Here is a 21,337-nt window from a genome sequence, read left to right on the forward strand (position 1 = left end):
GAATGGTCACGCGTGACGCTTCAGTGCCGGGCGCAGCCGATTGGGACCCAGACGCTTATGCGCGGTTCCGCAATCTGAGGCTGCGCCCGGCACTCGACCTTCTGGCCCGGGTGCCGCACCTGCCCGAGCGCGGCAAGATCATCGATCTGGGCTGCGGCAACGGCGCGGTGGCCGAGGCGCTGAACCACCACTACCCGAAGCGCAAGATCGTGGGTGTCGACAATTCCGAGGCGATGCTGAAGCGCGCCGCGGCGACCGGCGCCTATCACCACTGCGATCTGGTCGACATTTCCGAATGGGTGCCCAACAAGCCGCCGGCGATGATCTTCTCCAACGCGGCGCTGCATTGGCTGCCCGATCATGCAACGCTCTTCCCGCGTCTTGCCGGAGAACTGCGCGAGGGCGGCGTTCTGGCGGTGCAGATGCCCGCCCAGCATGGCGCGCCGTCGCATCGCATCCTGCGCGAGCTGTCGCAGGAGATGTTCCCCGACCGGTTCAACTTCGCGGGCTGGGTGCCGCCCGTGGCCCCTGCGGTGGATTACGCGAAGATGCTCAGCCCCTTGGGCGAGGTCGACATCTGGCACACAGAATATCTGCAGGAGTTGGAACCCACGCCGGGCGCGCATCCGGTGCGCCGCTTCACGGAAAGCACGGCGATGCGTCCTTTCCTGCGACTCCTAGGCGACACTGAAGCGCAGGTTCTCATCGAACGCTATGAAACCGCGCTCGAGACGGTTTATCCTCTGCGGGACGATGGCAGCGTCTTTTTCCCGTTCCGTCGTCTGTTTGTCGTCTTGTCAAAGAGGGGCTGATGGCCGCGCTGAAACCCACGCAGTATCAAGGGGAGGTCGTCTGGCTCGGCCTGGTGACCACCGAGGGACAACTGACCTCGACCCCGGTCGAAGAGATCGACTTCACCTTCGACGGTCCCGTGGGAGAACTGCATGGCGGGCGCACGCGCCCTTCCTGCTCGCGGGTGACCGATCAGCATCCCAAGGGCACCGAGATCGCCAATGTCCGCCAGCTGACGATCCTCTCGGCGGAGGAACTGGCCGAGACCGCCTTCGCGATGGGCGTTCCGGAGATCGATCCCTCTTGGGTCGGCGCGACGATCGTGCTGCGCGGTTTGCCGGACCTGACCCATATCCCGCCCTCGGCGCGGCTGCAGAACGAGACCGGGCTGACCTTCGTGGTGGATATGGAGAACCGCCCCTGTGTCCTGCCGGGCCGGGTGATCGAAGAGCACCATCCCGAGAAGGGCAAGCGCTACAAACCGGCCGCCCAAGGTCGGCGCGGCGTCACCGCTTGGGTGGAGCGTCCCGGCCGTCTGGTCGTGGGCGAAACCCTGCGGCTGCATATTCCCGATCAGCGCGCCTGGGAGCTGATGGACGAGGTCCGCTGAGGCGATTTAATCCCGCAACGGTCGCTTCTTTCCCTTTCGCCCCGCCGTCAAATGGCTACCCTCCCTCAGCAGGAGGCCCAGATGACCAGTGACTTAGAGATTGCCCGTGCCGCGACGCTGCGCCCGATGCCGGAAATCGCGGCGAAGCTGGATATCCCCGAAGAGGCGCTGATCCCCTATGGCCGCGACAAGGCGAAGCTGGAGGCGGAGTTCATCGCTGGGCTGGACGCGCGCGAGACCGGCAAGCTGATCCTCGTCACCGCGATCTCGCCAACCCCGGCGGGCGAGGGCAAGACGACGACGACCGTAGGTCTGGGCGACGGGCTGTCCCGGATCGGCAAACGCGCCGCGATCTGCCTGCGCGAAGCCTCGCTCGGTCCGAATTTCGGGATGAAGGGCGGGGCCGCGGGCGGCGGTTACGCGCAGGTCGTGCCGATGGAGTCGATGAACCTCCATTTCACCGGCGATTTCCACGCGGTCGGGGCGGCGCATAACCTGCTCTCGGCGATGATCGACAACCATATCCATTGGGGCAACGCGCTCGAGATCGACGCGCGCCGGATCACATGGCGGCGCGTGCTCGACATGAACGACCGGGCGCTGCGCGACATCGTCGTCAGCCTTGGCGGCGTCTCGAACGGCTTTCCGCGCCAGACCGGCTTCGACATTACGGTGGCCTCGGAGGTCATGGCCTGCCTCTGCCTTAGTCGCGATCTGACGGATTTGCAGGAGCGGCTGGGTCGGATCGTCGTAGGCTATCGCCGCGACCGCTCGCCCGTGACCTGCGCCGAGATCGGGGCCGATGGTGCGATGGTGGTGCTGCTGAAAGACGCGCTGCAGCCCAATCTCGTGCAGACGCTGGAGGGCACGCCCGCCTTCGTGCATGGCGGGCCTTTCGCCAATATCGCGCATGGCTGCAACTCGGTGATCGCGACGCAAAGCGCGCTCAAGCTGGCCGATTACGTCGTGACCGAAGCGGGCTTCGGGGCCGATCTGGGAGCGGAGAAGTTCTTCGACATCAAATGCCGCAAGGCCGGGCTGAGCCCGAATGCTGCGGTGGTCGTGGCGACAGTGCGGGCGCTGAAGATGAATGGCGGTGTCGCGAAAGCGGATCTCGGCGCGGAGAACGTGGCCGCCGTCGAGGCGGGCTGTGCCAATCTCGCGCGTCACATCGCGAATATGAAGAAATTCGGCGTGCCGGTCGTGGTCGCGATCAACCGCTTCACCGCCGATACCGAGGACGAGATCGCTGCGGTGCGCGCCGCCGCCGAGGCGCAGGGCGTGGAGGCGGTCCTGTGCACCCATTGGGCCGATGGCGGCGCAGGCACCGAGGCGCTGGCGGAGAAGATCGTCGCGCTGACCGAGCGCCCGTCGCAATTCGCACCGCTCTATCCCGATGACATGCCGCTACTGGAAAAGATCGAGACCATCGCAACGCGCATCTACCACGCGAGCGACGTCTATGCCGATCAGAAGATCCTCAACCAGCTGCGTGACTGGGAAGCGGCGGGCTATGGAAACCTGCCGATCTGCGTGGCCAAGACGCAGTATTCCTTCAGCGCGGACCCGACGCTGCGCGGGGCGCCCTCGGGCCATACGCTGCCGATCCGCGAAGTGCGGCTCTCGGCGGGGGCGGGGTTCGTCGTGGTGATCTGCGGTGAAATCATGACCATGCCGGGCCTTCCCCGGCACCCGGCTGCGGAGACGATCGGCCTCGATGCCGAAGGCCGCATCACGGGTTTGTTCTAGGGGCGCGGTCTTGAGCTTGTTGGGCCAAGCTGCGATAGGGGGCGCGAGTGTTCCGGGAGCCTTGTCGATGAAATCTCCGTCAGACCTGCACACGATGGAAGAGCTGCGCGTCGCGATCGATGCGCTCGACCGGGAGCTGGTCGAGATGCTCGGTGCGCGCACCCGGCTGATCGCCCGTGCGGCGGAACTCAAACAAGAAAATGGCTGGCCGGCACGCATCCCCGACCGGGTCGAGGATGTGGTGGCAAAGGTACGCGCCGCCGCCGGTCCTGCCGGGCTCGATCCCGATCTCGCCGACCGTCTGTGGCGCGAGATGATCGAGCATTTCATCGCGCAGGAAGAACAGGTTCTGGGCAAGGGAGACCCCGATGAGCGCCACGATCATTGACGGAAAGGCGCTTGCGCAGGTCAAGCTGGACGAGACCTTTGCCGAGGCACAGAGGCTGTCGGAGGCGGGCTGGGCGCCGTGCCTCGTCTCGATCTCTGTCGGCGATGTCGCCGCCGCCGAACTCTATGTGCGCAACCAGAAGAAATACGCCGAGAAAGCCGGCGTGGCCTTCGAGGTGCGCAACTACCCCGAGACGATCAGCCTCGAACAGCTTCAGGGCGTGCTGGCCGGTCTGAACGCGGATCCGCGCGTCAACGGCATCATCATCCAGCGCCCGCTGCCCGCCCATATCCCGGTCAAGGTTCTGCAGAAGGCGGTGCATCCGCTCAAGGACGTGGAGGGGATGCACCCGTCCTCGATCGGCAACATCGTCTATAACGAGCTGGAACTGGGCCCCTGCACGGCCGTCGCGGCGGTGGAGATCCTGAAATCCCTGCCGCTCCAGACCGAAGGGCTCAATGTCTGCGTGATCGGCCACTCGGAGATCGTGGGCAAGCCGATCGCCTTCCTGATGATGGGGCTCGGGGCCACCGTCACCGTGTGCCACCACATGACGCGGCAGGTCTCGGTGCATTCGCGCGCCGCCGATGCCGTGTTCGTCGCGGTCGGTAAGCCGGGGCTGGTCCATGGCGAGATGCTCAAACCCGGTGCGGCGCTGATCGATATCGGCATCAACCGGGTCGAGGGGCGCACCGTGGGCGACGCAGATTTCGACAGCTGCGCCGAGGTGGCGGGCTGGATCACGCCCGTGCCGGGCGGGGTGGGGCCGGTCACGGTCTCGACGCTGATGAACAACGCGGTCCGCGCGACCCGCATGCAGATGGACCATTACCGCACGACCTTCGCGGCGGCGGAGTGACGGAGGAATGAAATGACGGCGACGATCATCGACGGGAAGGCCTTCGCAGCGAGCGTGCGCGAGAAAGTGGCCGAGCATGTCACCCGGCTGCAAGAGGAACACGGCATCACGCCGGGGCTCGCAGTGGTGCTGGTGGGCGAAGACCCGGCCAGCCAAGTCTATGTGCGCAACAAGGGCAAGCAGACGCTCGAAGCCGGGATGAACTCCTACGAGCACAAGCTGCCCGCGGAGACCTCCGAGGCCGATCTGCTGGCGCTGGTCGAGAAGCTCAACGCCGATCCGGCGGTGCATGGCATCCTCGTGCAGCTGCCGTTGCCCGATCACATCGACGAGGAGAAGGTGATCAACTCGATTACCCCCGCGAAGGATGTCGATGGCTTCCATATCCTCAATGTGGGCCTTCTGGGCACCGGGCAGAAGTCGATGGTGCCCTGCACGCCGTTGGGCTGCCTGATGATGCTGCGCGACCAACTGGGCAGCCTCTCGGGGCTGAATGCCGTCGTGGTGGGCCGCTCGAACATCGTCGGCAAGCCGATGGCGCAACTGCTGCTGCGCGACAGCTGCACCGTCACCATCGCGCATAGCCGCACCAAGGATCTCGCCGATGTCTGCCGGGGCGCCGATATCCTCGTGGCCGCCGTGGGCCGCCCGCGCATGATCCCGGGCGACTGGGTGAAGCCCGGCGCGACCGTGATCGATGTCGGTATCAACCGGATCGACGCGCCCGAGAAGGGCGAGGGCAAGACCCGGCTGGTGGGCGATGTCGATTTCGACAGCGCCAAGGAGGTCGCGGGCGCGATCACCCCGGTGCCGGGCGGCGTCGGCCCGATGACCATCGCCTGCCTTCTGGCCAACACGGTCACCGCCTGCTGCCGCGCGAACAACCTGCCCGAACCTGAGGGTTTGACTGCCTGACAAAGGTAGGTAAGGATTTCCACAGGTTGGGTGGGGTAAGCGGCCTTTGCCGTTGTCGGAACCGTAACGCTTGCGTTACCCAGGCGTCATTGGGGCGTGACGGCAATGGCAGGTTTCTGGAAAATATATTGGCGGGCATTGAAGATCCCGGCTCTGCCGGTGATCTGGGTCGTGGCATCGCTATTCGGCATCGTGGCCGGCCCGTTCAACACTCTCGAATCCATGTCGCTCGGTGCGCGCGTGATTTTCTGGCCGCTCAGTGTCGCGGTCGGCATCCTGATTGGCGCGGCGATCCGCATTTTTGTGCGGCGGAAGCTGGGTTTGCGCCGGTTCCGCTACGAGGCGCCCACGCTTGCCGGCCTTTCCGCTTTGGTACTGACTGTGCCGCTTTACCTGCTCGTTCTGCTGCTTGCGGCGAAGCCCAACTTCCGGGGGTTCGAGATATTCCACATGGCGGGCTATATCCTCGGCCTCTCAATGGCAGGCTCCACACTGCGGCACTGGATGGCGCCTCAGCAGGGGCGCCCGAAGCGGACGCAGGAGGCTTCAGTGGACGCTGCGGAGAAGCAGGCCCGCCGGGACGTTGAGGCAGCGGGTAAGGGGGCTCTGTCTTCGCCCACGCCGCGTTTGCTGTATCGGCTCGAGCCTGACCTGCGCGCACCGCTGATCCGCCTCGCGGTGAATGACCACTATGTCGACGTGGTGACCGAAGCCGGGGAGACGAGCCTGCTGATCCGGCTTGCCGATGCGATTGCCGAGACCGAGGGCGCGCCGGGCCTGCAGGTCCATCGCTCGCATTGGGTCGCGCGTGATGCGGTGCGCGGCATGCGCAAGGAGAAGGGGCGCGTCTTCCTGCAGATGGCCGATGGCGTAGAGGTGCCCGTCTCGCGCACCTACCAGCCACAGGTCGAGGCGGCGCGGTTCCGCGCGCCCGATACCGATGGGATGGCCGCCCAGTAGCGCCTTTAGTGGACGATCACCTCGTCTCTGACGAACATGTTGTCCCAGGCGCGATCCACCAGCTCCGGCGTCATCTGATAGGGGATGCCCTCGAATTCGCAGATCGAAATCATCTGGTCGATCAGGAAGACCGGCTGATAGTTCGCGTAGATATTGTCGATGGTGGGGTACTTCACCTTCAGCAGATGCAGCAGCGCCTTCTCGTCGAGCGGCATGTTGCGCTTCTTCGCCATCATCTGGAAAATTTTGAGATAGTCGGACTGGTTCGGCCCGTCGATCTTGATCTTGAAGAAGATACGACGCAGCGCCGCCTTATCGAAGATCTCGTTCGGGTGGAAGTTGGTCGAGAAGATCACGAGCGTGTCGAAGGGCACCTCGAATTTCTCGCCCGATTGCAGCGAGAGGATATCGCGGTTCTCTTCCAGCGGAACGATCCAGCGGTTCACGAGCTTCTGCGGCGGCTCGGCCTGACGGCCAAGGTCGTCCACGATGAAGACGCCGCCAGCCGATTTGAACTGCAGCGGCGCGGTATAGGTGCGCGCAGTTGCGTTGTATTTCAGGTCGAGCATGTCGAGCGAAAGTTCACCGCCGGTGATCACGGTCGGGCGCTCGCAATAGACGTAGCGCTGATCGAACTGCATCCCGCGCTTGCGCAGCGAAGTCGGGTCGTCTTCCTCGACCGGGACGGGGGTGTGTACGATCGGGTCGTAGACGGTGATGATCTGGCCCGCATATTCGATGGCGCGGGGGATGAAGATATTGTCGCCGATCGCGTCGCGGATGCCGTTAGAGATCGAGGATTTCCCGTTGCCGGGCGGGCCATACATCAGGATCGAGCGCCCCGAGGAGACCGCCGGGCCAAGCTGGCCGATCAGGTCGGGCGGCAGGATCAGGTGGCCCATCGCACCCAGAAGCTGCTGGCGAGTGAGCTGGATGTTGCGGATCGACTGGCGCTTCACCTGTTCGCGATAGACGGTCAGCGGCACCGGCATCGCGCCGTAATATTCCGACTGCGCAAGCGCATCGAGCGCGCGCGCCTTGCCGGTGTCCGACAGCTGGAAGCCCATCTCGCCGCCGGAATTGGCGTGCAGCGTGCCCATCGCCTCCAACAGGCCCTGCTTGCGGCACATGTCGATCAGGTCCTGCACCATCGTCATCGGCAGGCAGAGCAGCTTGGACAGCGCAGAGGCCGTGTCCGTATTGGTGCGGAACATCGTCTTGAGCAGGATGTCCCGCATCATCACGACGTTCAGCCCGGTTTCCTCCAGCGCGCGCGGCGGGGCCGGGGCGATGACATTCGAGGTCATCATGTTCATCTGGCGCGTCCTCTCGGCTGTGCACCCCGCTTTGGTCCTGCGCGGGGGCTAAGATCGGTCCGGGCCAATCTTGCCGGTGATTGTGGCCAAATGTTGGAAAAACCGGGTAATCGCCGCGATACCCGATCGGGAGGCTGAACAATCAGCCCAGCGCCACGAGCAGCAGATACGCCCAGAGCGTGCCGACCAGCGCCAGCCCCATCGGGAAGTCCTTGCGCTTCCAGCTCACCCAGTCGGGCGTGGCGTTCACCACGGCGGGGATTGCGCGAAAGATCCGGTGCGCGGCGAAGGCCGCAAGCAGGAAGGCGCAGAGCAGGAACATCGTCAACTGCACGTCGAACAGCTCATGCGAGAAGAACGGCGCGGCTGCGGCTGCGAATTTCGCGTCGCCCGCACCGAAATGCGCGATCTGGTTCAGGATGTAACCGATCACGAAGACGACCAGCGCATGGCTCCACCGCCAGGCATAGACGTCGATCGGCAAGAGGAACGGTCCCGCGAAAGCGAAGATCACCAGAAGCGCCAGCACTGCCTTGTTGCGGATTTTCATGTATTTGAGATCGGTGAAGACCACCCAGGCGCAAACCGGGGTGATCAGCACCAGAAAGATCAGCGCCGACAGGGGCGGGGCGAGACCGAGCATCCTCTTAGCCTTTCAGTGCGCTCGACGATCCCTGATCGAGCGCCTTAAGCGCCCGGTCGGCCTCCGCGAAATATTGCGGATTGGTGTCGATCGCGTCTTGCAACAGCGTCTTGCCGATATTGACGTCGCCGCGCTTCACCGCGGCCAGACCCGCCGTATACAGAAGCTGCGCGCGTTCCGTCTGGGTCATGTCGATAACGGGCAGGTCGTATTTGCCCTGGCTGGCCCGCGCGAGCACGAGGTTGTTCTTCGTGGTGAAGCGGGTCGGATCGTAGGTGAGCGCTTCCTTGAACAGCTTCTCGGCGCCTGCGGCATCGCCGCGGCTGAGCTTGGAGAAGCCCCAGTTGTTGTAGATGCCCGCGGGCTTCGTGGTCAGGCCCGCCGCGGTCTCGTAGAAGCTGTCGGCCTTCTTCCACTGTTTCTCGCTATCGGCCACCATCGCTTCGAGCCGGTAGCGATCATAGGTCTCGTGGGTCGGCGGCACGGTGTCCAGCGTGGCCTTCGCCCCGGACCAGTCATTGGAGCGGATCTGCGCCTCGGCCATCGACACGCGGTCGTCATTGGTCGCGCCCGGCATGGCGAGAACCTCTTGCCAGACCTTCACGGCCTGCACGGGCTTTTGCGCGCGCACCAGCGATTTCGCGAGGCCGCGCTTGGCGTCGATCCGATCGGGGTGGTCGTTGGACAGCCGCGTGAAATAGGTCACGGCCTCGTTCGGATCGGCGACCGTCAGCATGATGTCGGTGAGGTTGGTCTCATCAACGGCATTCACGCTTTTCATCGCGCGCGCGACTTCGGCGTCGCTGTTATTGCCCATACAGCCGGAGAGAGTCATCGCGCAGCCAGCCAAGGCTGCCAGAAAGATCGGGTGGCGCATGTTACCTGCGTCCTTTTTGCTCGAGCCTCAGTGCTTCGTCAGCAGCAGGTAGTCACCGACCCCTTTCCTGACGAGCGTGAACTGCTTGTCCTGTGGCGCAGCGTAACCCGGCTCTTCTATTTTTGCGAGCGCCCGCTTGAGGTTTTGCTTGATCGCGTCCGATTGGCCACTGTCCAGCGCGAAGGCGAGTTTGAAGACGCGCGCGGCTTCGGCGTATTTGCCGCGCTCCATCAGAACGACGCCAAGGTTATTCCATGCCGGCACGAAGGTCTGATCGGCCTCGGTCGCACGGCGCAGCATCTGTTCGGCTTGGTTCAGGCGTCCCAGTTTCAGGTCGGCCGAACCGATGCCCGAGAGGATTTCCGCCGTCGCGCCATGCTGGCCCGCCGCGCGGTAATAGGCCTTGAGCGCAAGCTCGTATTCGCCCGCGTCCATCAGCCGGTGACCGACGAGAAGCCCGTCGACCGCCTCCGCACCGGGTTTGGTGCCGGGGGCGAAAGCGCCCCGTTTCTCAGCCGAAAGGCCGCCCGGGTTGCAGGCGGCCAGTGTGCTTACTGTCAGCGCGGCCAGTATCAGGCCGCGGCGCTTTGGGGTCATACCGTCAAATGCCCATATTCCTGAAGTTCTCAAGCATATCATGGATCGACGGACCAACAAGAATGATCAGAAGCGGCGGCACGGTGAACATCATCGTGCCCAGCGTCATCTTGGTGGGGATCTTGTTGGCGGCTTCCTCGGCGCGCATGATCCGCTTGTCGCGCATGTCGGCGGCATAGAGGCGCAGGGCCTCGGCGATCGAGGTGCCGAATTGCTGCGACTGGATCATCACGGTCACGAAGCTCGCGATATCCGGCACGCCAGAACGTTCGCCGAAATTGCGTAGCACGGTCGACTTGTCGAGACCGGCCTTGATCTCGTGGGCGACCATCGCGAATTCCTCGGACAGGGCCGGGTAGGATTTGTTCAGCTCTTTCGAGACCCGGATGATCCCCTGATCGAGCGACTGGCCCGCCTCGACGCAGACGAGCAGCATGTCGAGCGAGTCCGGGAAACCGTTTTGCATCTCGTCGGTGCGCGCTTTCACGCGCTTGTTCACCCAGTATTTCGGGCCGTAATATCCGACGCCGCCGGGGCCGAGCACCCAGAGCACCGTGCCCAGCATCCCCATGCTTTGCCCCTCGGGCGCGCCGGAGTTGTAGAGCACGACATAAAGCGAGCCGAGCGCAAGCAGGCCGATGCCCGCCGCGAACTGGACCGCGTGGAAGGTGCGCACGGCATTCGGGCCGCGATAGCCGGCCGATTGCAGCCATTTCCGCGACTCCGACAGTTCCTCGGCGTTTTGCGGCTCGAGGAAGGCCGAATATTTCTGCAGCTTGTCGCTCTGAGTGTCGCGCAGCTTCTGGTTCGTTTTGTCCGTGTTGCCGCCGGTATTCTGGCGCGGCTGGCGCGGGGCTTTCCCACGGATCTTGTCGAACGGATCCTCGCGCTTCTTCAGGAGCGCAGGGATCGCGGCGAGCACCAGAAGCCCGCCGAGCGCCGCCAGAGCGATCATCGGCCCCATCGGCCCGAGCGCATCGGTCAGCATCTGGTTGATGGCAGCGAAATCCATTGGGCTCTCCTCAGACCTTGATGGTTGTCATGACCTTCATGAAGATCACGTTGGCGCCGAGCAGCAGGAACACCACGATGGCGGCTGGAATGAAGGCGGCGGTCGTTTTGACCTCGTCATAATAGTCGGGCGAGACGACCTGAATGATCACCATCACCACGACGGGGAAGGCCGACAGGAAGATGCCCGACCAGCGCGGCTCTGCGGTGATCGCCTTCACGCGGCGGAACAGCCGGAAGCGCGAGCGGATGACCTTCGACAGACCTTCGAGAACTTCGGCGAGGTTGCCGCCCGAGGTCTGCTGGATCGACACGGCGACCGCGAGGAAGCGCAGATCCTGCATATCCAGACGTTCGGCCATTTCCGAGATCGCTTCGGCCACGTTGCGCCCATAGGCGGCCTCGTCGGCGATGATGCCGAACTCGGTGCCCATCGGATCGGGGATTTCGCGTGCGACGGCCTGGATCGCGGAGGCCAGCGGATGGCCCACGCGCAAGCTGCGCACCATCAGTTCCACCGCATCGGGAAGTTGCTCCTCCATCAGCGCCATGCGCTTCTTGGCCTTTGAGCTGACCCAGAAGAACACGCCGCCCACGCCCATGAAGAGCGCGAGGAAAATACGGATGAAGAGTCCCGCCTGCGAGGCCACCGTGAGCGCGATGAAGGCGGCGAAACAGGCGAAGGCCATGATGCCGATCAGGGCCATCGGCGAGAAGGCGATATTGCCCTTCTGCGCCTTGTCGGCCAGCAGCGAATAGAGCGGGATCGAGCGCGCGTCGTTATGCTGCGTCGCTTCCTTGCGCAGACGTTCCAGCACCTCTTCGCGCCGCTCACCCTTGTTGAGCATCTCGAGGCGGCGATTGACCCGCTTGTTGAGCGAGATCGATTTGCCGAAGAACAGCAGATAGACGCCTTCGACGAGCAGCAGCACTGCGACGAAGATCAGCAGGTAGATAATGGGGGTCGCCATGGCGGGGTGTCCTTAGTCCTGCACGGGTTCGTAGATCGAAGCCGGCAGGTCGTAGCCCCATTGCCGGAACCGATCGGAATAATGCGAGCGCACGCCGGTCGCGGTGAAGCGGCCGATGATCTTGCCGTCGGGGGCGAGGCCGAGACGCTCGTAGCGGAAGACTTCCTGCATCGAGATCACGTCGCCTTCCATGCCGGTGACTTCCGTCACCGAGACCATGCGGCGCGAGCCGTCCTGCAGACGCGAGGCCTGCACGATCAGATTCACAGCCGACGCGATCTGGCTACGCATCGCCTTCATCGGCATCTCGATGCCCGACATCGAGATCATGTTCTCCAGACGCGCCACGCCGTCACGGGCCGAGTTCGCGTGGATTGTGGTCATCGACCCGTCGTGGCCGGTGTTCATGGCCTGCAACATGTCGATCACTTCCTCGCCGCGCGTTTCGCCGACGATGATACGGTCGGGACGCATCCGCAGCGCGTTCCTGAGACAGTCGCGCTGGGTGACCGCGCCCTTGCCTTCGACGTTGGGCGGACGGCTTTCCATCCGGCCCACATGGGTCTGTTGCAGCTGAAGTTCGGCCGTGTCCTCGATCGTCAGAATGCGCTCGGCGTTGTCGATGAAGGACGACAGCGCATTGAGCGTCGTCGTCTTACCCGAGCCCGTCCCGCCCGAGACGATCACGTTGAGACGCGTCGCGACGGCGGCTTGCAGATAGGCCGCCATTTCCTCGGTGAAGGCGCCGTAATTGACGAGATCGTCGATCCCGAGCTTGTCCTTCTTGAACTTACGAATGGAGACGAGCGAGCCGTCCACCGCGATCGGCGGTACCATCGCATTGAAACGCGAGCCGTCGGCGAGACGGGCGTCGACGTAAGGGTTGGATTCATCGACGCGACGACCCACGGCCGACACGATCTTGTCGATGATGCGCAGCAGGTGGCGTTCATCCTTGAAGGTGATGTCGCTCAGTTCGAGTTTGCCGTCGCGCTCGATGAAGATCTGCTGCGGGCCGTTGACCAGAATATCGTTGACGGTCTCGTCCTTGAGCAGCGGTTCGAGCGGGCCGAGGCCCATGACCTCGTCGTAAAGCTCCTGCTGCAGCGCCTGGCGGTCCTGCGCGTTCAGCGCGACCGAAAGCTCGGTCATCGCCTCGGCGGTGATGTCGGCGATCTCCGCGCGCAGCTCGCGTTCGGAGGCGTGCTCGAGCGCGGCGAGGTTCAGGTTCTCCAGCAGACGCTTGTGCAGCTCCACCTTGAGTTCCTGAAGGCGCTGCTTGCGCTTCTTTTCCTTGTCGACGGCCACCGGGTCGGCTGCGACCTTCTGAGGCGCCATCTTGCGATGCACCTGCGTCTTCGGCGCAGCGTCGATCGGCGGCGGCTTGGCGGCACCGGGCGCGGGCGGCGGGGGGGCGGCCTTGCCGTTGGTGGGCTTTGCCCCGTCTTTCTTGTAGCGCGAAAACATCTGGACGTGTCCTTTCGGGTCAGGCGGCCGCTTCGACGGCTTCGTTCAGCTCTACCAGCGAGCCGGCGAGCTTCTGGAATTCCTTGCGCAGCGGCACTTTCGGCGCCGAGAGCGCCAGCGGGAGCCCGTGGTCGTTGGCCTGCGTGATCTGCTTGCCGCCATCGCTCATCAGCAGTTCGAGCGAGATATCGAGGCTCTCAGCCAGACGCTTCACGCGGGCCTTGCCGTTGAGATCGGTGAATTTCGGCGCGCGGTTGAGCACGTAGCGCAGCTTCTCGGTCGGCAGCCCTTCGGATTTCAGAGCACGCTGCATCCGCAGCACGTTCTGGGCCGAGCGCATATCCAGCTCAATCAGCGCGAAGTAGAGATGCGCCTTGTTCAGCACCGTCTCGGTCCAGCTGACCACGGTCGAGGGCATGTCGATCACGACGAAATCGTAATGCGCGCGCGCCATGTCGATCAGGCGCTCCAGATCCTCGCCGCTCAGCAGATCGAGCGGCAGCATGTCGGTCGGTGCAGTCAGCACATCGAGCTTGTCGTTGAAGCTGAGCATCGCCTGCCGGAAGGTTTCCTTATCCATATGCTCGGTATCGGCGAGCATCTCGTAGATCACCTCGCGACGCGGCAGGTCGAGATAGGTCGCCGCAGCGCCGAATTGCAGGTCGAGATCGAGCAGGCACACCTTCGGCGAGGTAGAAGGCTCTTTTTTCTTCTTCTTTTTGCCGTCATGGATCGTCGCCATTTCCCAGGCGAGGTTCATCGCGAAGGTGCTCGCGCCGACACCGCCCGAAAGGCCGTGGACCGGAAGAACGACACCATCATGGTTGCCGGTCGCCGCAAAGGTCGGGGCGTGCATGGGGGGCGACATCTCGGGCGGCGGCGCGGCTTGGCCCAGACGCTCGATCGCATCGTGCAGCGCACCTTCAGGAAGCGGGTAGGGGACGAAATCATCGGCACCCAGACGCAGCAGCTGATGCAGCGCGATCGGGCTGACCTCGTCGGCGATCAGGATGACGCGAATATTACGGTCCTTCGCCTCGGTGATGATGCCGGAGATCTTGGTCAGTTCATCCTCGTCTTCGCCATCCACGGCGATCGCGATGAACTCGAGCTGTTCCGCATCGGGTTGGCTCAGGAAGATTGCCGCTTCGTCAAAGGTAAGGTCGCCCCAGCTTTCACCAAGCTCGGTCTCCATATCCTCGATCAACAGGTCGAAATTCGACACATCGCGTGACACGGTGCACGCCTGAATCGGGGCCGGCTCCGAAGTCATGATAGCTGCTGCAGTCATTGCCTCTGTCCTCTTTTTCGTGACCCGCGGCGGGGTTCGGTTAACTCTGTTGCTACGCCGCGGACCGGACGCGACTCGCTGGACGCGCCTATTCCGTCGAGGATCAATCTCGTTTCCAATCTGGGCGACATTGGGGCCAGACTGTTTCAATTGTGGGATAAAGAGAGACGATAAAGAAAAACGGCGGGCTTTGTTGAAAGCGCCCGCCGTTCGGTACTGTGTCGTCTCGCCGCAGCGAGACAAATAGGTGAATCCAGAGCCTTAGTTGCCTTCGCCCCCGGCGCTCGCCGAGGCGATGTAGTCGCGATAGATCACCGCCGCGTACTTGCCGTCGAGCAACATCGGTTTGCCCTTGGTCACGAAACCCGAGACCTCGGTGACGGTGCGACGATTCTGTTCGTTCGGGGCCTGCGTGTAGACCAGCGGATGTGTTTCGCCGTAGGATACGAGCGCCTCGAGCCGCGACCGGGAGATGCCCTGCGCGACGAGGAAATTCACCACGGCCCGCGCGCGCCGCAGCCCCAGAGCCTTGTTGTAAGCGTTGGAGCCGACGAGGTCGGTGTGTCCGTAGACGCGGAAGCGCACTTCCGGGTTCTGCCGGATCCAGTTCGCCTGCATCAGCAGCGCATTGCGCGCCTGCGCATCGAGCACCGAAGAGTTAAAGGCGAAATGCACCGTGTTCGGCACGTCAGCGGCGAATTTGCGCGTCATATTGATGACGTAGCTTTGGCTGCCGCTCATCATCGCCTGATTCTGCGCGATGGCCGAGCCGAAGCCGAGCGAGCCTTCCGTGGTCGAGCCGACCTCCGAGTTGAAGGTCTTGGTGCCTTCCGAACAGCCAGCCAGCACAGCCATGGTGCCGACGGTGATCGCGAGAGTGCGTAGTTTCATGTTTCCAGCCATCTCGCTCACTCCATCACATAGCCATAGGAGCCGGAGAAGTCCTGCTTGGCGACTTCCGCGGCAGGGCCTTTTTGCGGCGCTTTGCCGCCCGAGGTTCTGCCGTTGAGGAACAGCTCGGACTCGGTTGGCGGCTTCAGGCGATCCGTCGGCAGCGCCAGCGTGTCACCCTTGACGGGCGAGACAAGATGCGGCGTCACGATGATCACCAGTTCGGATTGCTTGCGTTCGAATTCGGTCGAGCGGAACAGCGCGCCGAGCACCGGAACATCGCCGAGCCACGGGATCTGGCCCACGGAATCGTTGAAGTCGTCCTGAAGGAGGCCCGCGATCGCGAAGCTTTCGCCGTCGCGCATCTCAACCGTGGTCGAGGTCGAGCGTTTCTTGAAGGCGCTGACGTTGAACGTACCGCTCGTATAGCCGTTCGCCGTATCGATCGAGGAGACCGAGGCGGCGATTTCGAGGTTGATCACGTCACCGTCCACCACACGCGGCGTGAAGGACATCTCGACGCCGAAGGGTTTGTACTGGATCGACACGTCGCCGTTGTTGAGCACCGGGATCGGATATTCGCCACCGGCGAGGAAGTCTGCGGACTGGCCGGAGAGTGCGGTCAGGTTCGGTTCCGCGAGGGTGCGAACGACGCCTTTGTTTTCCAGCGCCTGGATGAGAACGCCCAGTTGGAACGTGCCCCGGCCGATGCCAATGCCGATCCCGTTGTCATAGCTCTGCGCGGGTGCGGTTGTGGTCGTGGTCGTCGTGCCGCCGAAGCCCGCACCTGCGCCCAAAGTTCCATTTGGACCGATGCTGGCATTGATCGAGGAGCTGAGGCTTTTGGCGACCGAGCGCTGCATCTCGGCGAAGCGCACTTTCAGCATCACCTGCTGCGTACCGCCAACCATCATCAGGTTCGACACCCGGTCCGGCGCGTAGCGATTGGCCAGCTCCAGCGCGCGGCTGAGTTTCTGCGCCGAAGAGACCGTGCCCGAAAGGACGATCCCGTCATTCGCGGTGCGGACCTGGATGTTCTCGCCCGGCAGGATCTGCTTGAGGCGTTCCTTGAACTCCGCGAGGTCCGGCGTCACCTGAACGTCGACATTCGACACCAGCTTGCCGTCGGCACCAAGGATCGTCAGCGTCGTCCGGCCCGGCACCTTGCCCAGCACGTAGATCGAACGATCCGAAAGAGTCTGGATGTCTGCGATGCCGGGATTGGCGATCGAGAGCTCCGAAAACGGCGTGTCGCTTTCCACGACCACCGCGCGGTTCAACGGAACCGTCAGCGGAGCTTGAGTTGCCCCGGACAGAATCCGCAACGTGTCTGCTTGCGCCGGACTCATTACCGCGACGCTAAGCGCCATGCCGCATAGGCAGGCCTGCATTAAGGTTTTCAATTTCATCTGTGACCCTGCCTCTCCGATCACGCCACTCGCAAATCTTGTGTCTGCTTAGGGACTGTTTTGGTCCATTATTGCAAAGGAGAATGCGCCAAGACCTGTTTTTTTGCAAGAATCAATGGATTGAGCGCCGTTCTTGATGTGGATAAACGGTCACATGTAAAAGCGGGGCCCCGTAGGACCCCGCGCAAATGACTGATATTTGTCATTTATTTAGTTGGTGCAGGGGATCGGCGTCTCGATGACTTCCGTGCCCTTGCGGGTCTTGATCGTGCAGACCTGCGCTTTTTCTACCTTCTTGGCCTCTTGCTTCTGGATACCAAGCAGCTCGTCACGGTTGATTTCGATCTGGCCAAGCTGTGCGCTGTTGTCGAGGCCGACGAGCGAGAGCGTCAGGCGCCCGGTGTTCTGCGCGAGCGTCAGTGCCGCAACTTGTTCGGGGCTGACTTCGGCGGTGACCGAGCGGGCGATTTGGGTGGCTTTCGTGCGGTCAGGATCGGTGCTCTGATCGATCGCGATCAGTTTAAGGTTGCGGTCGATCAGCTTGGTCACCGGTTCACTGCCGATCTGGCCGGACCAATAGACATCGACCAGATCGCCCGGGCGCAGGAAGCCCGAGACAGCCGAGGTCGAGGACACCTGGATCGTAAAGGCGCGGCGACCGTCAGGAAGGCTCGCCATGATACCGGCATTCTGACCGGGTTGCGTCACGCGCGAGGCCAGGAGTACTTCGCCCGGCGTCAGTGCGCGCATCGAAGCCCGCTCGCGGGTGTCACCTTCGAAGAACGCGGCGCGTGCAGCTTCGGGGGTGCCTTCTTTTGCCGCGATGACGTTGAAGGCATTTTGCGGGACCGCATTAGCCTGCATCTTGATTACGGCCAGATCCTTCGGCCCGAATTGCTCGCCGTATCTCAACGGCTTGCGGACCACGACTACATCGGCAAGTTTCGGCGCGTCTTTTTGAAGCGCGGCCAGCTGATCGCGTTCGGCTTGAAACTGTGCAATTTGCCCCCGCGCCATCATGACTGCCACTCCCGCGAGGCCGACGCCTGCGACAAGGAAGAGAACAAAGATCAGTCGCATTGGTTCATCCTTCTGTTTTCTTAACGGCGACAATACCGCGACGAGAGTCGTTTAATTGCAGAGAAAAATGGCGAAACGTTGTCGCATGAACGGTCTCGGCGTGGAATTAGCCGGTCTAGCCGTCGCTGAGTTCTTCAACCGCGAAGGCCGGGACGACCTCTTGCTCGTCGATGAATTTCGAGATTTTGCCGGATGCGCCGGCGGTCTCCTGCCAAATCAATGCGGTTGCCATGAAGCCCAGGGCAACGAGAGACGATGTTAGCACGACCCAGTCGATCGTGACCGCGCCGTCTTCGTCGCGCAGCATGGGCTTTAATTTCCAAAACCGGTTGCTCATGTAATCCCCTCTCTGCGTGCTAAGAGCGTTGCGTTCAAATGGGTACCCAGACGTCATGTCCGAATTGCGGCGGCCGGAGGGATTTTTCACGAACGCGTCAGCGACGCACCCGCGCGCCCCCGAAGCATTGGGCTCTTTCGAAATGCAACGGGCCGCTCGAAGGCGGCCCGTAACGTCAATCTCAAGTCTGGCGATTAGCCGCCGGTCGAGTCGGTCGTGGTGGTCGTCGGAAGGTAGCCATCCGCCATGCCGCCGGACACTTCGCCGCTGTCGAACGACTTGGTGACTTCCGCACCGTCGAGGTATTGAGCGATCTTGCCCGACAGGCCAGCGGTCTGGGTGCGGACCAGGGCCAGCGCAGCAGCGCCGAGGCCGACGACAGCAGCGGTCAGCACAACCCAGTCAACGGTCACAGCGCCGTCTTCTTCGTCGTGGAACTTCTTGATTTTGAAAAACTTCATCATGGTGTCTCTCCTAAGGTTTGTCTCTGCCCCGCGGTCTCGGTTGGCGTCCGTGCCGGTTTCCGTCTCGCGGTATGGGGACATATGGCCCCCGGAACGTGGCGCGATTTGGGCGCATCGCAGGCGATTTCGCGAAAATGAAAATCCTGCCTGACGAAGGCGCTAAGTCATTGTTAATTAAAGAAACAAAAATCTGACTTTTTGTGAGATTTGCATTTTGCGTCCGAGTTTCGGCCGCCAAACCACGATTCGTCGGCCTGAAAACGGCGGATTTTCTGGAATTTTTCCGGGTTTTCGGGGATAGTCGGGCTAAAGCGGCCCTCGAGAGCCGCGCGAGGCAGTGAGCAGGTGGCGCAGATGCGCAAGGTTTTCGCAGGGATTCTCTGCAGTGCGATGGTGGCCGTGGTCGCGCCCGTGGGGGCCGAGCCTGCAGCCCCCGTCTTCAAGAGCGTGAAGCCCAAGACGGTCAAGCCGCCTGCGCCCGGCACCAAACGCTTCATCACGATCCAGATCGACCCCGAGGAGCAGAAGCGCCAGCTTGCCGCGATGGCCAAGCAGCCTTGGGAGCCGGAAACAGCCCCTGCCAAAGAGGACGGCGCGACGGGCGAGGCACCGGCCTCTACGCCCACGCCGCGCGCGCCTGCGCATTACGCGTGGTATTGGAACAAGGTCTCGCCGCGCCTTGGAGAGCGGGCGGGTCGGTTCGATCAGGCGATCTCCGCTCTGTCTCAAGGCCCGAAAGGCACACGGGTGCGCGAGCCGCGGCTCAACGATCTCGCGAAGATCGCGCGCGCCCATGGCACCGATATTCTGCGCTCCACCATCGGAACCGAAGTTTCGCCCGCGCTGGTGCTGGCGATGATCTCGGTGGAGTCGGGCGGGCGGTTCGACGCGCAAAGCCATGCGGGTGCAGTAGGGCTGATGCAGTTGATCCCGGCCACGGCCGAGCGCTTCGATGTTGCCGACAGCAAAGATCCCGCGCAGAACATCGCAGGCGGGGTGAGCTATCTCGACTGGCTGATGAAGGAATTCGACCGCGATCCGCTGATGGTCATCGCCGCCTATAACGCAGGCGAGAACGCGGTGAAGAAGAATGACGGTGTGCCGCCCTATGCGGAGACGCGCGACTACGTGCCGAAGGTTCTGGCGGCGTGGAACGTCGCGCGGGGGCTTTGTGCGACGCGTCCGCAGCTGGTGAGCGACGGCTGCGTCTTCCAGGTCACCCAAATGGCAAAGAGCGGCCCCTGAGGGCCGCTCTCTTCGTCTCTAGCCTATCGAGAGGCGATCAGTTGACGATCGTCGCCTCGGTCGCTTCGCGGATCTCGTCTTCGGTGACGCCCTCGGCGGTCTCGACGATCTTCAGCCCGCCCTCGACCACATCGAGCACACCGAGATTGGTGATGATGCGGTTGACGACGCCGGTGCCGGTCAGCGGCAGGGTGCATTCCTTCAGCAGCTTGCTGTCGCCATGCTTGTTGGTGTGGTCCATCACGACGATGACGCGCTTCACGCCCGCCACGAGGTCCATCGCGCCGCCCATGCCTTTCACCAGCTTGCCGGGGATCATCCAGTTCGCCAGATCGCCATTCTCGGCCACTTCCATCGCGCCGAGGATCGCCATTGCGATCTTGCCGCCGCGGATCATGCCGAAGCTCATCGAGCTGTCGAAATAGACCGTGTTGGGCAGTTCGGTGATGGTCTGCTTGCCAGCGTTGATCAGGTCGGGATCCTCTTCGCCCTCATAAGGGAAGGGGCCCATGCCGAGCATGCCGTTCTCCGATTGCAGCGTGACGTGCACGCCCTCGGGGATGAAGTTCGGGACCAGGGTCGGGATGCCGATACCGAGGTTCACATAGGTGCCGTCTTCGAGCTCCTGCGCCGCGCGGGCGGCCATCTGATTTCTATCCCATGCCATGGGTCAGGCCTCCTTCTTTTCGCGGGTGGTGACTTTCTCGATGCGCTTCTCGTGCTCGCCCTGGATCAGGCGGTGCACGTAGATGCCGGGCAGGTGGATGCAGTCGGGGTCGAGCGAGCCCACGGGCACGATCTCTTCGACTTCCATCACGCAGACCTTGCCGCACATCGCCGCCGGCGGATTGAAGTTGCGGGCGGTCTTGCGGAAGATCGCATTGCCGGTCTCATCCGCTTTCCACGCCTTCACGATGGAGACGTCGGCGAAGATGCCCTCTTCGAGGATGTAGTGCTCGCCGTTGAACACCTTCACCTCTTTACCTTCGGCGATCTGGGTGCCGTAGCCGGTCTTGGTGTAGAAGCCGGGGATGCCGTGGCCTGCGGCGCGCATGCGCTCTGCCAGCGTGCCCTGCGGGTTGAATTCCAGCTCGAGCTCGCCGCTCAGATACTGGCGCATGAATTCCGCGTTCTCGCCCACGTAGGACGACATCATCTTCTTGATCTGCTTGGTGTCGAGCAGCTTGCCAAGGCCGAACCCGTCCACGCCGCAGTTGTTCGACGCGACCGTGATGTCCTTGACCTTGCTCTCGACCAGCGCGTCGATCAGCATTTCGGGGATGCCGCAAAGCCCGAAGCCCCCGGCCGCGATCAGCATTCCGTCGAAAAGAAGCCCGTCGAGGGCCTCTTCCGCGGAACCGTAAATCTTGTTCATGGATATCCTCCGCTCATGTGCGCGTGAAGATGACGCCGGGGCGGGGGGGAGTCAATTGCTGCGATGCGGCGAAGGCGGGTGTTAGGATCA

Annotated in this window: 23 protein-coding genes; 8 read left to right on the forward strand and 15 right to left on the reverse strand. The window is 63.0% G+C overall.

Annotated features, from left to right (window positions below; all coding sequences use genetic code 11):
• Positions 1 to 2: 2 nt before the first annotated feature.
• The 7 genes from F8R15_RS14900 to F8R15_RS14930 all read left to right on the forward strand — a co-directional run bounded on the left by F8R15_RS14900 (position 3) and on the right by F8R15_RS14930 (position 6,273).
• A complete protein-coding gene (locus F8R15_RS14900; RefSeq protein ID WP_152845117.1) occupies positions 3 to 812 on the forward strand; it encodes a methyltransferase domain-containing protein in 810 nt (269 codons plus the stop codon).
• Positions 812 to 1,402: a sulfurase gene (locus tag F8R15_RS14905; protein ID WP_078545210.1), complete on the forward strand. Its 591-nt coding sequence runs from the start codon at positions 812 to 814 to the stop codon at positions 1,400 to 1,402. The genes F8R15_RS14900 and F8R15_RS14905 overlap by 1 nt, the downstream gene beginning before the upstream one ends.
• Before the next feature lie 81 nt (positions 1,403 to 1,483).
• Positions 1,484 to 3,151, forward strand: coding sequence for a formate--tetrahydrofolate ligase (locus F8R15_RS14910; protein ID WP_152845118.1), 1,668 nt, complete (start codon positions 1,484 to 1,486; stop codon positions 3,149 to 3,151).
• 67 nt (positions 3,152 to 3,218) lie between these two features.
• Entirely contained in the window at positions 3,219 to 3,539 is a 321-nt protein-coding gene (locus F8R15_RS14915) for a chorismate mutase (protein ID WP_152845119.1), read from the forward strand.
• Positions 3,520 to 4,398, forward strand: coding sequence for a bifunctional 5,10-methylenetetrahydrofolate dehydrogenase/5,10-methenyltetrahydrofolate cyclohydrolase (locus tag F8R15_RS14920; RefSeq protein WP_152845120.1), 879 nt, complete (start codon positions 3,520 to 3,522; stop codon positions 4,396 to 4,398). The genes F8R15_RS14915 and F8R15_RS14920 overlap by 20 nt, the downstream gene beginning before the upstream one ends.
• 12 nt (positions 4,399 to 4,410) lie before the next feature.
• Positions 4,411 to 5,313 (forward strand): bifunctional methylenetetrahydrofolate dehydrogenase/methenyltetrahydrofolate cyclohydrolase FolD, encoded by a 903-nt coding sequence (gene folD, locus F8R15_RS14925; protein WP_078540244.1) that lies wholly within the window; start codon positions 4,411 to 4,413, stop codon positions 5,311 to 5,313.
• A 105-nt stretch (positions 5,314 to 5,418) separates the two neighbouring features.
• Positions 5,419 to 6,273, forward strand: a complete 855-nt coding sequence (locus F8R15_RS14930; RefSeq protein WP_152845121.1) for a LytTR family DNA-binding domain-containing protein — start codon at positions 5,419 to 5,421, stop codon at positions 6,271 to 6,273.
• 5 nt (positions 6,274 to 6,278) lie between these two features.
• Here the strand turns inward: F8R15_RS14930 and F8R15_RS14935 are convergent, their stop codons facing one another.
• The 13 genes from F8R15_RS14935 to F8R15_RS14995 all read right to left on the reverse strand — a co-directional run bounded on the left by F8R15_RS14935 (position 6,279) and on the right by F8R15_RS14995 (position 18,627).
• Entirely contained in the window at positions 6,279 to 7,589 is a 1,311-nt protein-coding gene (locus F8R15_RS14935) for an ATPase (RefSeq protein ID WP_078604314.1), read from the reverse strand.
• 142 nt (positions 7,590 to 7,731) lie between these two features.
• Entirely contained in the window at positions 7,732 to 8,232 is a 501-nt protein-coding gene (locus F8R15_RS14940; RefSeq protein WP_078545220.1) for a prepilin peptidase, read from the reverse strand.
• A gap of 4 nt (positions 8,233 to 8,236) precedes the next feature.
• Positions 8,237 to 9,109, reverse strand: coding sequence for a lipopolysaccharide assembly protein LapB (locus tag F8R15_RS14945; RefSeq protein WP_152845122.1), 873 nt, complete (start codon positions 9,107 to 9,109; stop codon positions 8,237 to 8,239).
• A gap of 27 nt (positions 9,110 to 9,136) precedes the next feature.
• Positions 9,137 to 9,706: a tetratricopeptide repeat protein gene (locus F8R15_RS14950; RefSeq protein ID WP_152845123.1), complete on the reverse strand. Its 570-nt coding sequence runs from the start codon at positions 9,704 to 9,706 to the stop codon at positions 9,137 to 9,139.
• Between the two features lie 4 nt (positions 9,707 to 9,710).
• On the reverse strand, positions 9,711 to 10,718 hold the full coding sequence (locus F8R15_RS14955; protein ID WP_152845124.1) for a type II secretion system F family protein: 1,008 nt from the start codon (positions 10,716 to 10,718) through the stop codon (positions 9,711 to 9,713).
• Between the two features lie 10 nt (positions 10,719 to 10,728).
• Positions 10,729 to 11,688: a type II secretion system F family protein gene (locus F8R15_RS14960; RefSeq protein ID WP_078521894.1), complete on the reverse strand. Its 960-nt coding sequence runs from the start codon at positions 11,686 to 11,688 to the stop codon at positions 10,729 to 10,731.
• 12 nt (positions 11,689 to 11,700) lie between these two features.
• Positions 11,701 to 13,155, reverse strand: a complete 1,455-nt coding sequence (locus F8R15_RS14965) for a CpaF family protein (RefSeq protein WP_078540238.1) — start codon at positions 13,153 to 13,155, stop codon at positions 11,701 to 11,703.
• Positions 13,156 to 13,174: 19 nt separating this feature from the next.
• A complete protein-coding gene (locus F8R15_RS14970; RefSeq protein ID WP_152845125.1) occupies positions 13,175 to 14,446 on the reverse strand; it encodes an AAA family ATPase in 1,272 nt (423 codons plus the stop codon).
• A 261-nt stretch (positions 14,447 to 14,707) separates the two neighbouring features.
• A complete protein-coding gene (locus F8R15_RS14975) occupies positions 14,708 to 15,337 on the reverse strand; it encodes an OmpA family protein (protein WP_078545228.1) in 630 nt (209 codons plus the stop codon).
• Between the two features lie 17 nt (positions 15,338 to 15,354).
• On the reverse strand, positions 15,355 to 16,746 hold the full coding sequence (locus F8R15_RS14980) for a type II and III secretion system protein family protein (RefSeq protein ID WP_152845126.1): 1,392 nt from the start codon (positions 16,744 to 16,746) through the stop codon (positions 15,355 to 15,357).
• A gap of 210 nt (positions 16,747 to 16,956) precedes the next feature.
• Entirely contained in the window at positions 16,957 to 17,826 is an 870-nt protein-coding gene (gene cpaB, locus F8R15_RS14985; RefSeq protein WP_152845127.1) for a Flp pilus assembly protein CpaB, read from the reverse strand.
• 115 nt (positions 17,827 to 17,941) lie between these two features.
• Positions 17,942 to 18,163 carry a hypothetical protein gene (locus F8R15_RS14990; protein ID WP_143595147.1) on the reverse strand — a complete coding sequence of 74 codons (222 nt, stop codon included), beginning with the start codon at positions 18,161 to 18,163 and terminating at the stop codon, positions 17,942 to 17,944.
• Between the two features lie 194 nt (positions 18,164 to 18,357).
• Positions 18,358 to 18,627: a hypothetical protein gene (locus F8R15_RS14995; protein ID WP_152845128.1), complete on the reverse strand. Its 270-nt coding sequence runs from the start codon at positions 18,625 to 18,627 to the stop codon at positions 18,358 to 18,360.
• A gap of 354 nt (positions 18,628 to 18,981) precedes the next feature.
• Between F8R15_RS14995 and F8R15_RS15000 the strand changes: the two genes are divergently transcribed.
• Positions 18,982 to 19,872, forward strand: coding sequence for a lytic transglycosylase domain-containing protein (locus tag F8R15_RS15000; protein ID WP_253732642.1), 891 nt, complete (start codon positions 18,982 to 18,984; stop codon positions 19,870 to 19,872).
• A gap of 37 nt (positions 19,873 to 19,909) precedes the next feature.
• Here F8R15_RS15000 and F8R15_RS15005 read toward each other — a convergent pair whose 3' ends face one another.
• Positions 19,910 to 20,539 (reverse strand): CoA transferase subunit B, encoded by a 630-nt coding sequence (locus F8R15_RS15005; RefSeq protein ID WP_152845129.1) that lies wholly within the window; start codon positions 20,537 to 20,539, stop codon positions 19,910 to 19,912.
• Positions 20,540 to 20,542: 3 nt separating this feature from the next.
• The gene (locus F8R15_RS15010) at positions 20,543 to 21,247 is read right to left on the reverse strand and encodes a CoA transferase subunit A (protein WP_078521876.1); all 705 of its coding nucleotides are present in this window, start codon (positions 21,245 to 21,247) and stop codon (positions 20,543 to 20,545) included.
• Between the last annotated feature and the right edge of the window lie 90 nt (positions 21,248 to 21,337).

The sequence above is a fragment of the Thioclava sp. JE_KL1 genome (assembly GCF_009296265.1).
Taxonomy (GTDB): domain Bacteria; phylum Pseudomonadota; class Alphaproteobacteria; order Rhodobacterales; family Rhodobacteraceae; genus Thioclava.

Excerpts from the sequence above, each read along its gene's own strand:
- F8R15_RS14900 (WP_152845117.1), top strand. The coding sequence starts at position 3 with ATGGTCACGCGTGACGCTTCAGTGCCGGGCGCAGCCGATTGGGACCCA.
- F8R15_RS14905 (WP_078545210.1), top strand. The coding sequence starts at position 812 with ATGGCCGCGCTGAAACCCACGCAGTATCAAGGGGAGGTCGTCTGGCTC.
- F8R15_RS14910 (WP_152845118.1), top strand. The coding sequence starts at position 1,484 with ATGACCAGTGACTTAGAGATTGCCCGTGCCGCGACGCTGCGCCCGATG.
- F8R15_RS14915 (WP_152845119.1), top strand. The coding sequence starts at position 3,219 with ATGAAATCTCCGTCAGACCTGCACACGATGGAAGAGCTGCGCGTCGCG.
- F8R15_RS14920 (WP_152845120.1), top strand. The coding sequence starts at position 3,520 with ATGAGCGCCACGATCATTGACGGAAAGGCGCTTGCGCAGGTCAAGCTG.
- folD (WP_078540244.1), top strand. The coding sequence starts at position 4,411 with ATGACGGCGACGATCATCGACGGGAAGGCCTTCGCAGCGAGCGTGCGC.
- F8R15_RS14930 (WP_152845121.1), top strand. The coding sequence starts at position 5,419 with ATGGCAGGTTTCTGGAAAATATATTGGCGGGCATTGAAGATCCCGGCT.
- F8R15_RS14935 (WP_078604314.1), bottom strand. The coding sequence starts at position 7,589 with ATGAACATGATGACCTCGAATGTCATCGCCCCGGCCCCGCCGCGCGCG.
- F8R15_RS14940 (WP_078545220.1), bottom strand. The coding sequence starts at position 8,232 with ATGCTCGGTCTCGCCCCGCCCCTGTCGGCGCTGATCTTTCTGGTGCTG.
- F8R15_RS14945 (WP_152845122.1), bottom strand. The coding sequence starts at position 9,109 with ATGCGCCACCCGATCTTTCTGGCAGCCTTGGCTGGCTGCGCGATGACT.
- F8R15_RS14950 (WP_152845123.1), bottom strand. The coding sequence starts at position 9,706 with ATGACCCCAAAGCGCCGCGGCCTGATACTGGCCGCGCTGACAGTAAGC.
- F8R15_RS14955 (WP_152845124.1), bottom strand. The coding sequence starts at position 10,718 with ATGGATTTCGCTGCCATCAACCAGATGCTGACCGATGCGCTCGGGCCG.
- F8R15_RS14960 (WP_078521894.1), bottom strand. The coding sequence starts at position 11,688 with ATGGCGACCCCCATTATCTACCTGCTGATCTTCGTCGCAGTGCTGCTG.
- F8R15_RS14965 (WP_078540238.1), bottom strand. The coding sequence starts at position 13,155 with ATGTTTTCGCGCTACAAGAAAGACGGGGCAAAGCCCACCAACGGCAAG.
- F8R15_RS14970 (WP_152845125.1), bottom strand. The coding sequence starts at position 14,446 with ATGACTGCAGCAGCTATCATGACTTCGGAGCCGGCCCCGATTCAGGCG.
- F8R15_RS14975 (WP_078545228.1), bottom strand. The coding sequence starts at position 15,337 with ATGAAACTACGCACTCTCGCGATCACCGTCGGCACCATGGCTGTGCTG.
- F8R15_RS14980 (WP_152845126.1), bottom strand. The coding sequence starts at position 16,746 with ATGAAATTGAAAACCTTAATGCAGGCCTGCCTATGCGGCATGGCGCTT.
- cpaB (WP_152845127.1), bottom strand. The coding sequence starts at position 17,826 with ATGCGACTGATCTTTGTTCTCTTCCTTGTCGCAGGCGTCGGCCTCGCG.
- F8R15_RS14990 (WP_143595147.1), bottom strand. The coding sequence starts at position 18,163 with ATGAGCAACCGGTTTTGGAAATTAAAGCCCATGCTGCGCGACGAAGAC.
- F8R15_RS14995 (WP_152845128.1), bottom strand. The coding sequence starts at position 18,627 with ATGATGAAGTTTTTCAAAATCAAGAAGTTCCACGACGAAGAAGACGGC.
- F8R15_RS15000 (WP_253732642.1), top strand. The coding sequence starts at position 18,982 with ATGCGCAAGGTTTTCGCAGGGATTCTCTGCAGTGCGATGGTGGCCGTG.
- F8R15_RS15005 (WP_152845129.1), bottom strand. The coding sequence starts at position 20,539 with ATGGCATGGGATAGAAATCAGATGGCCGCCCGCGCGGCGCAGGAGCTC.
- F8R15_RS15010 (WP_078521876.1), bottom strand. The coding sequence starts at position 21,247 with ATGAACAAGATTTACGGTTCCGCGGAAGAGGCCCTCGACGGGCTTCTT.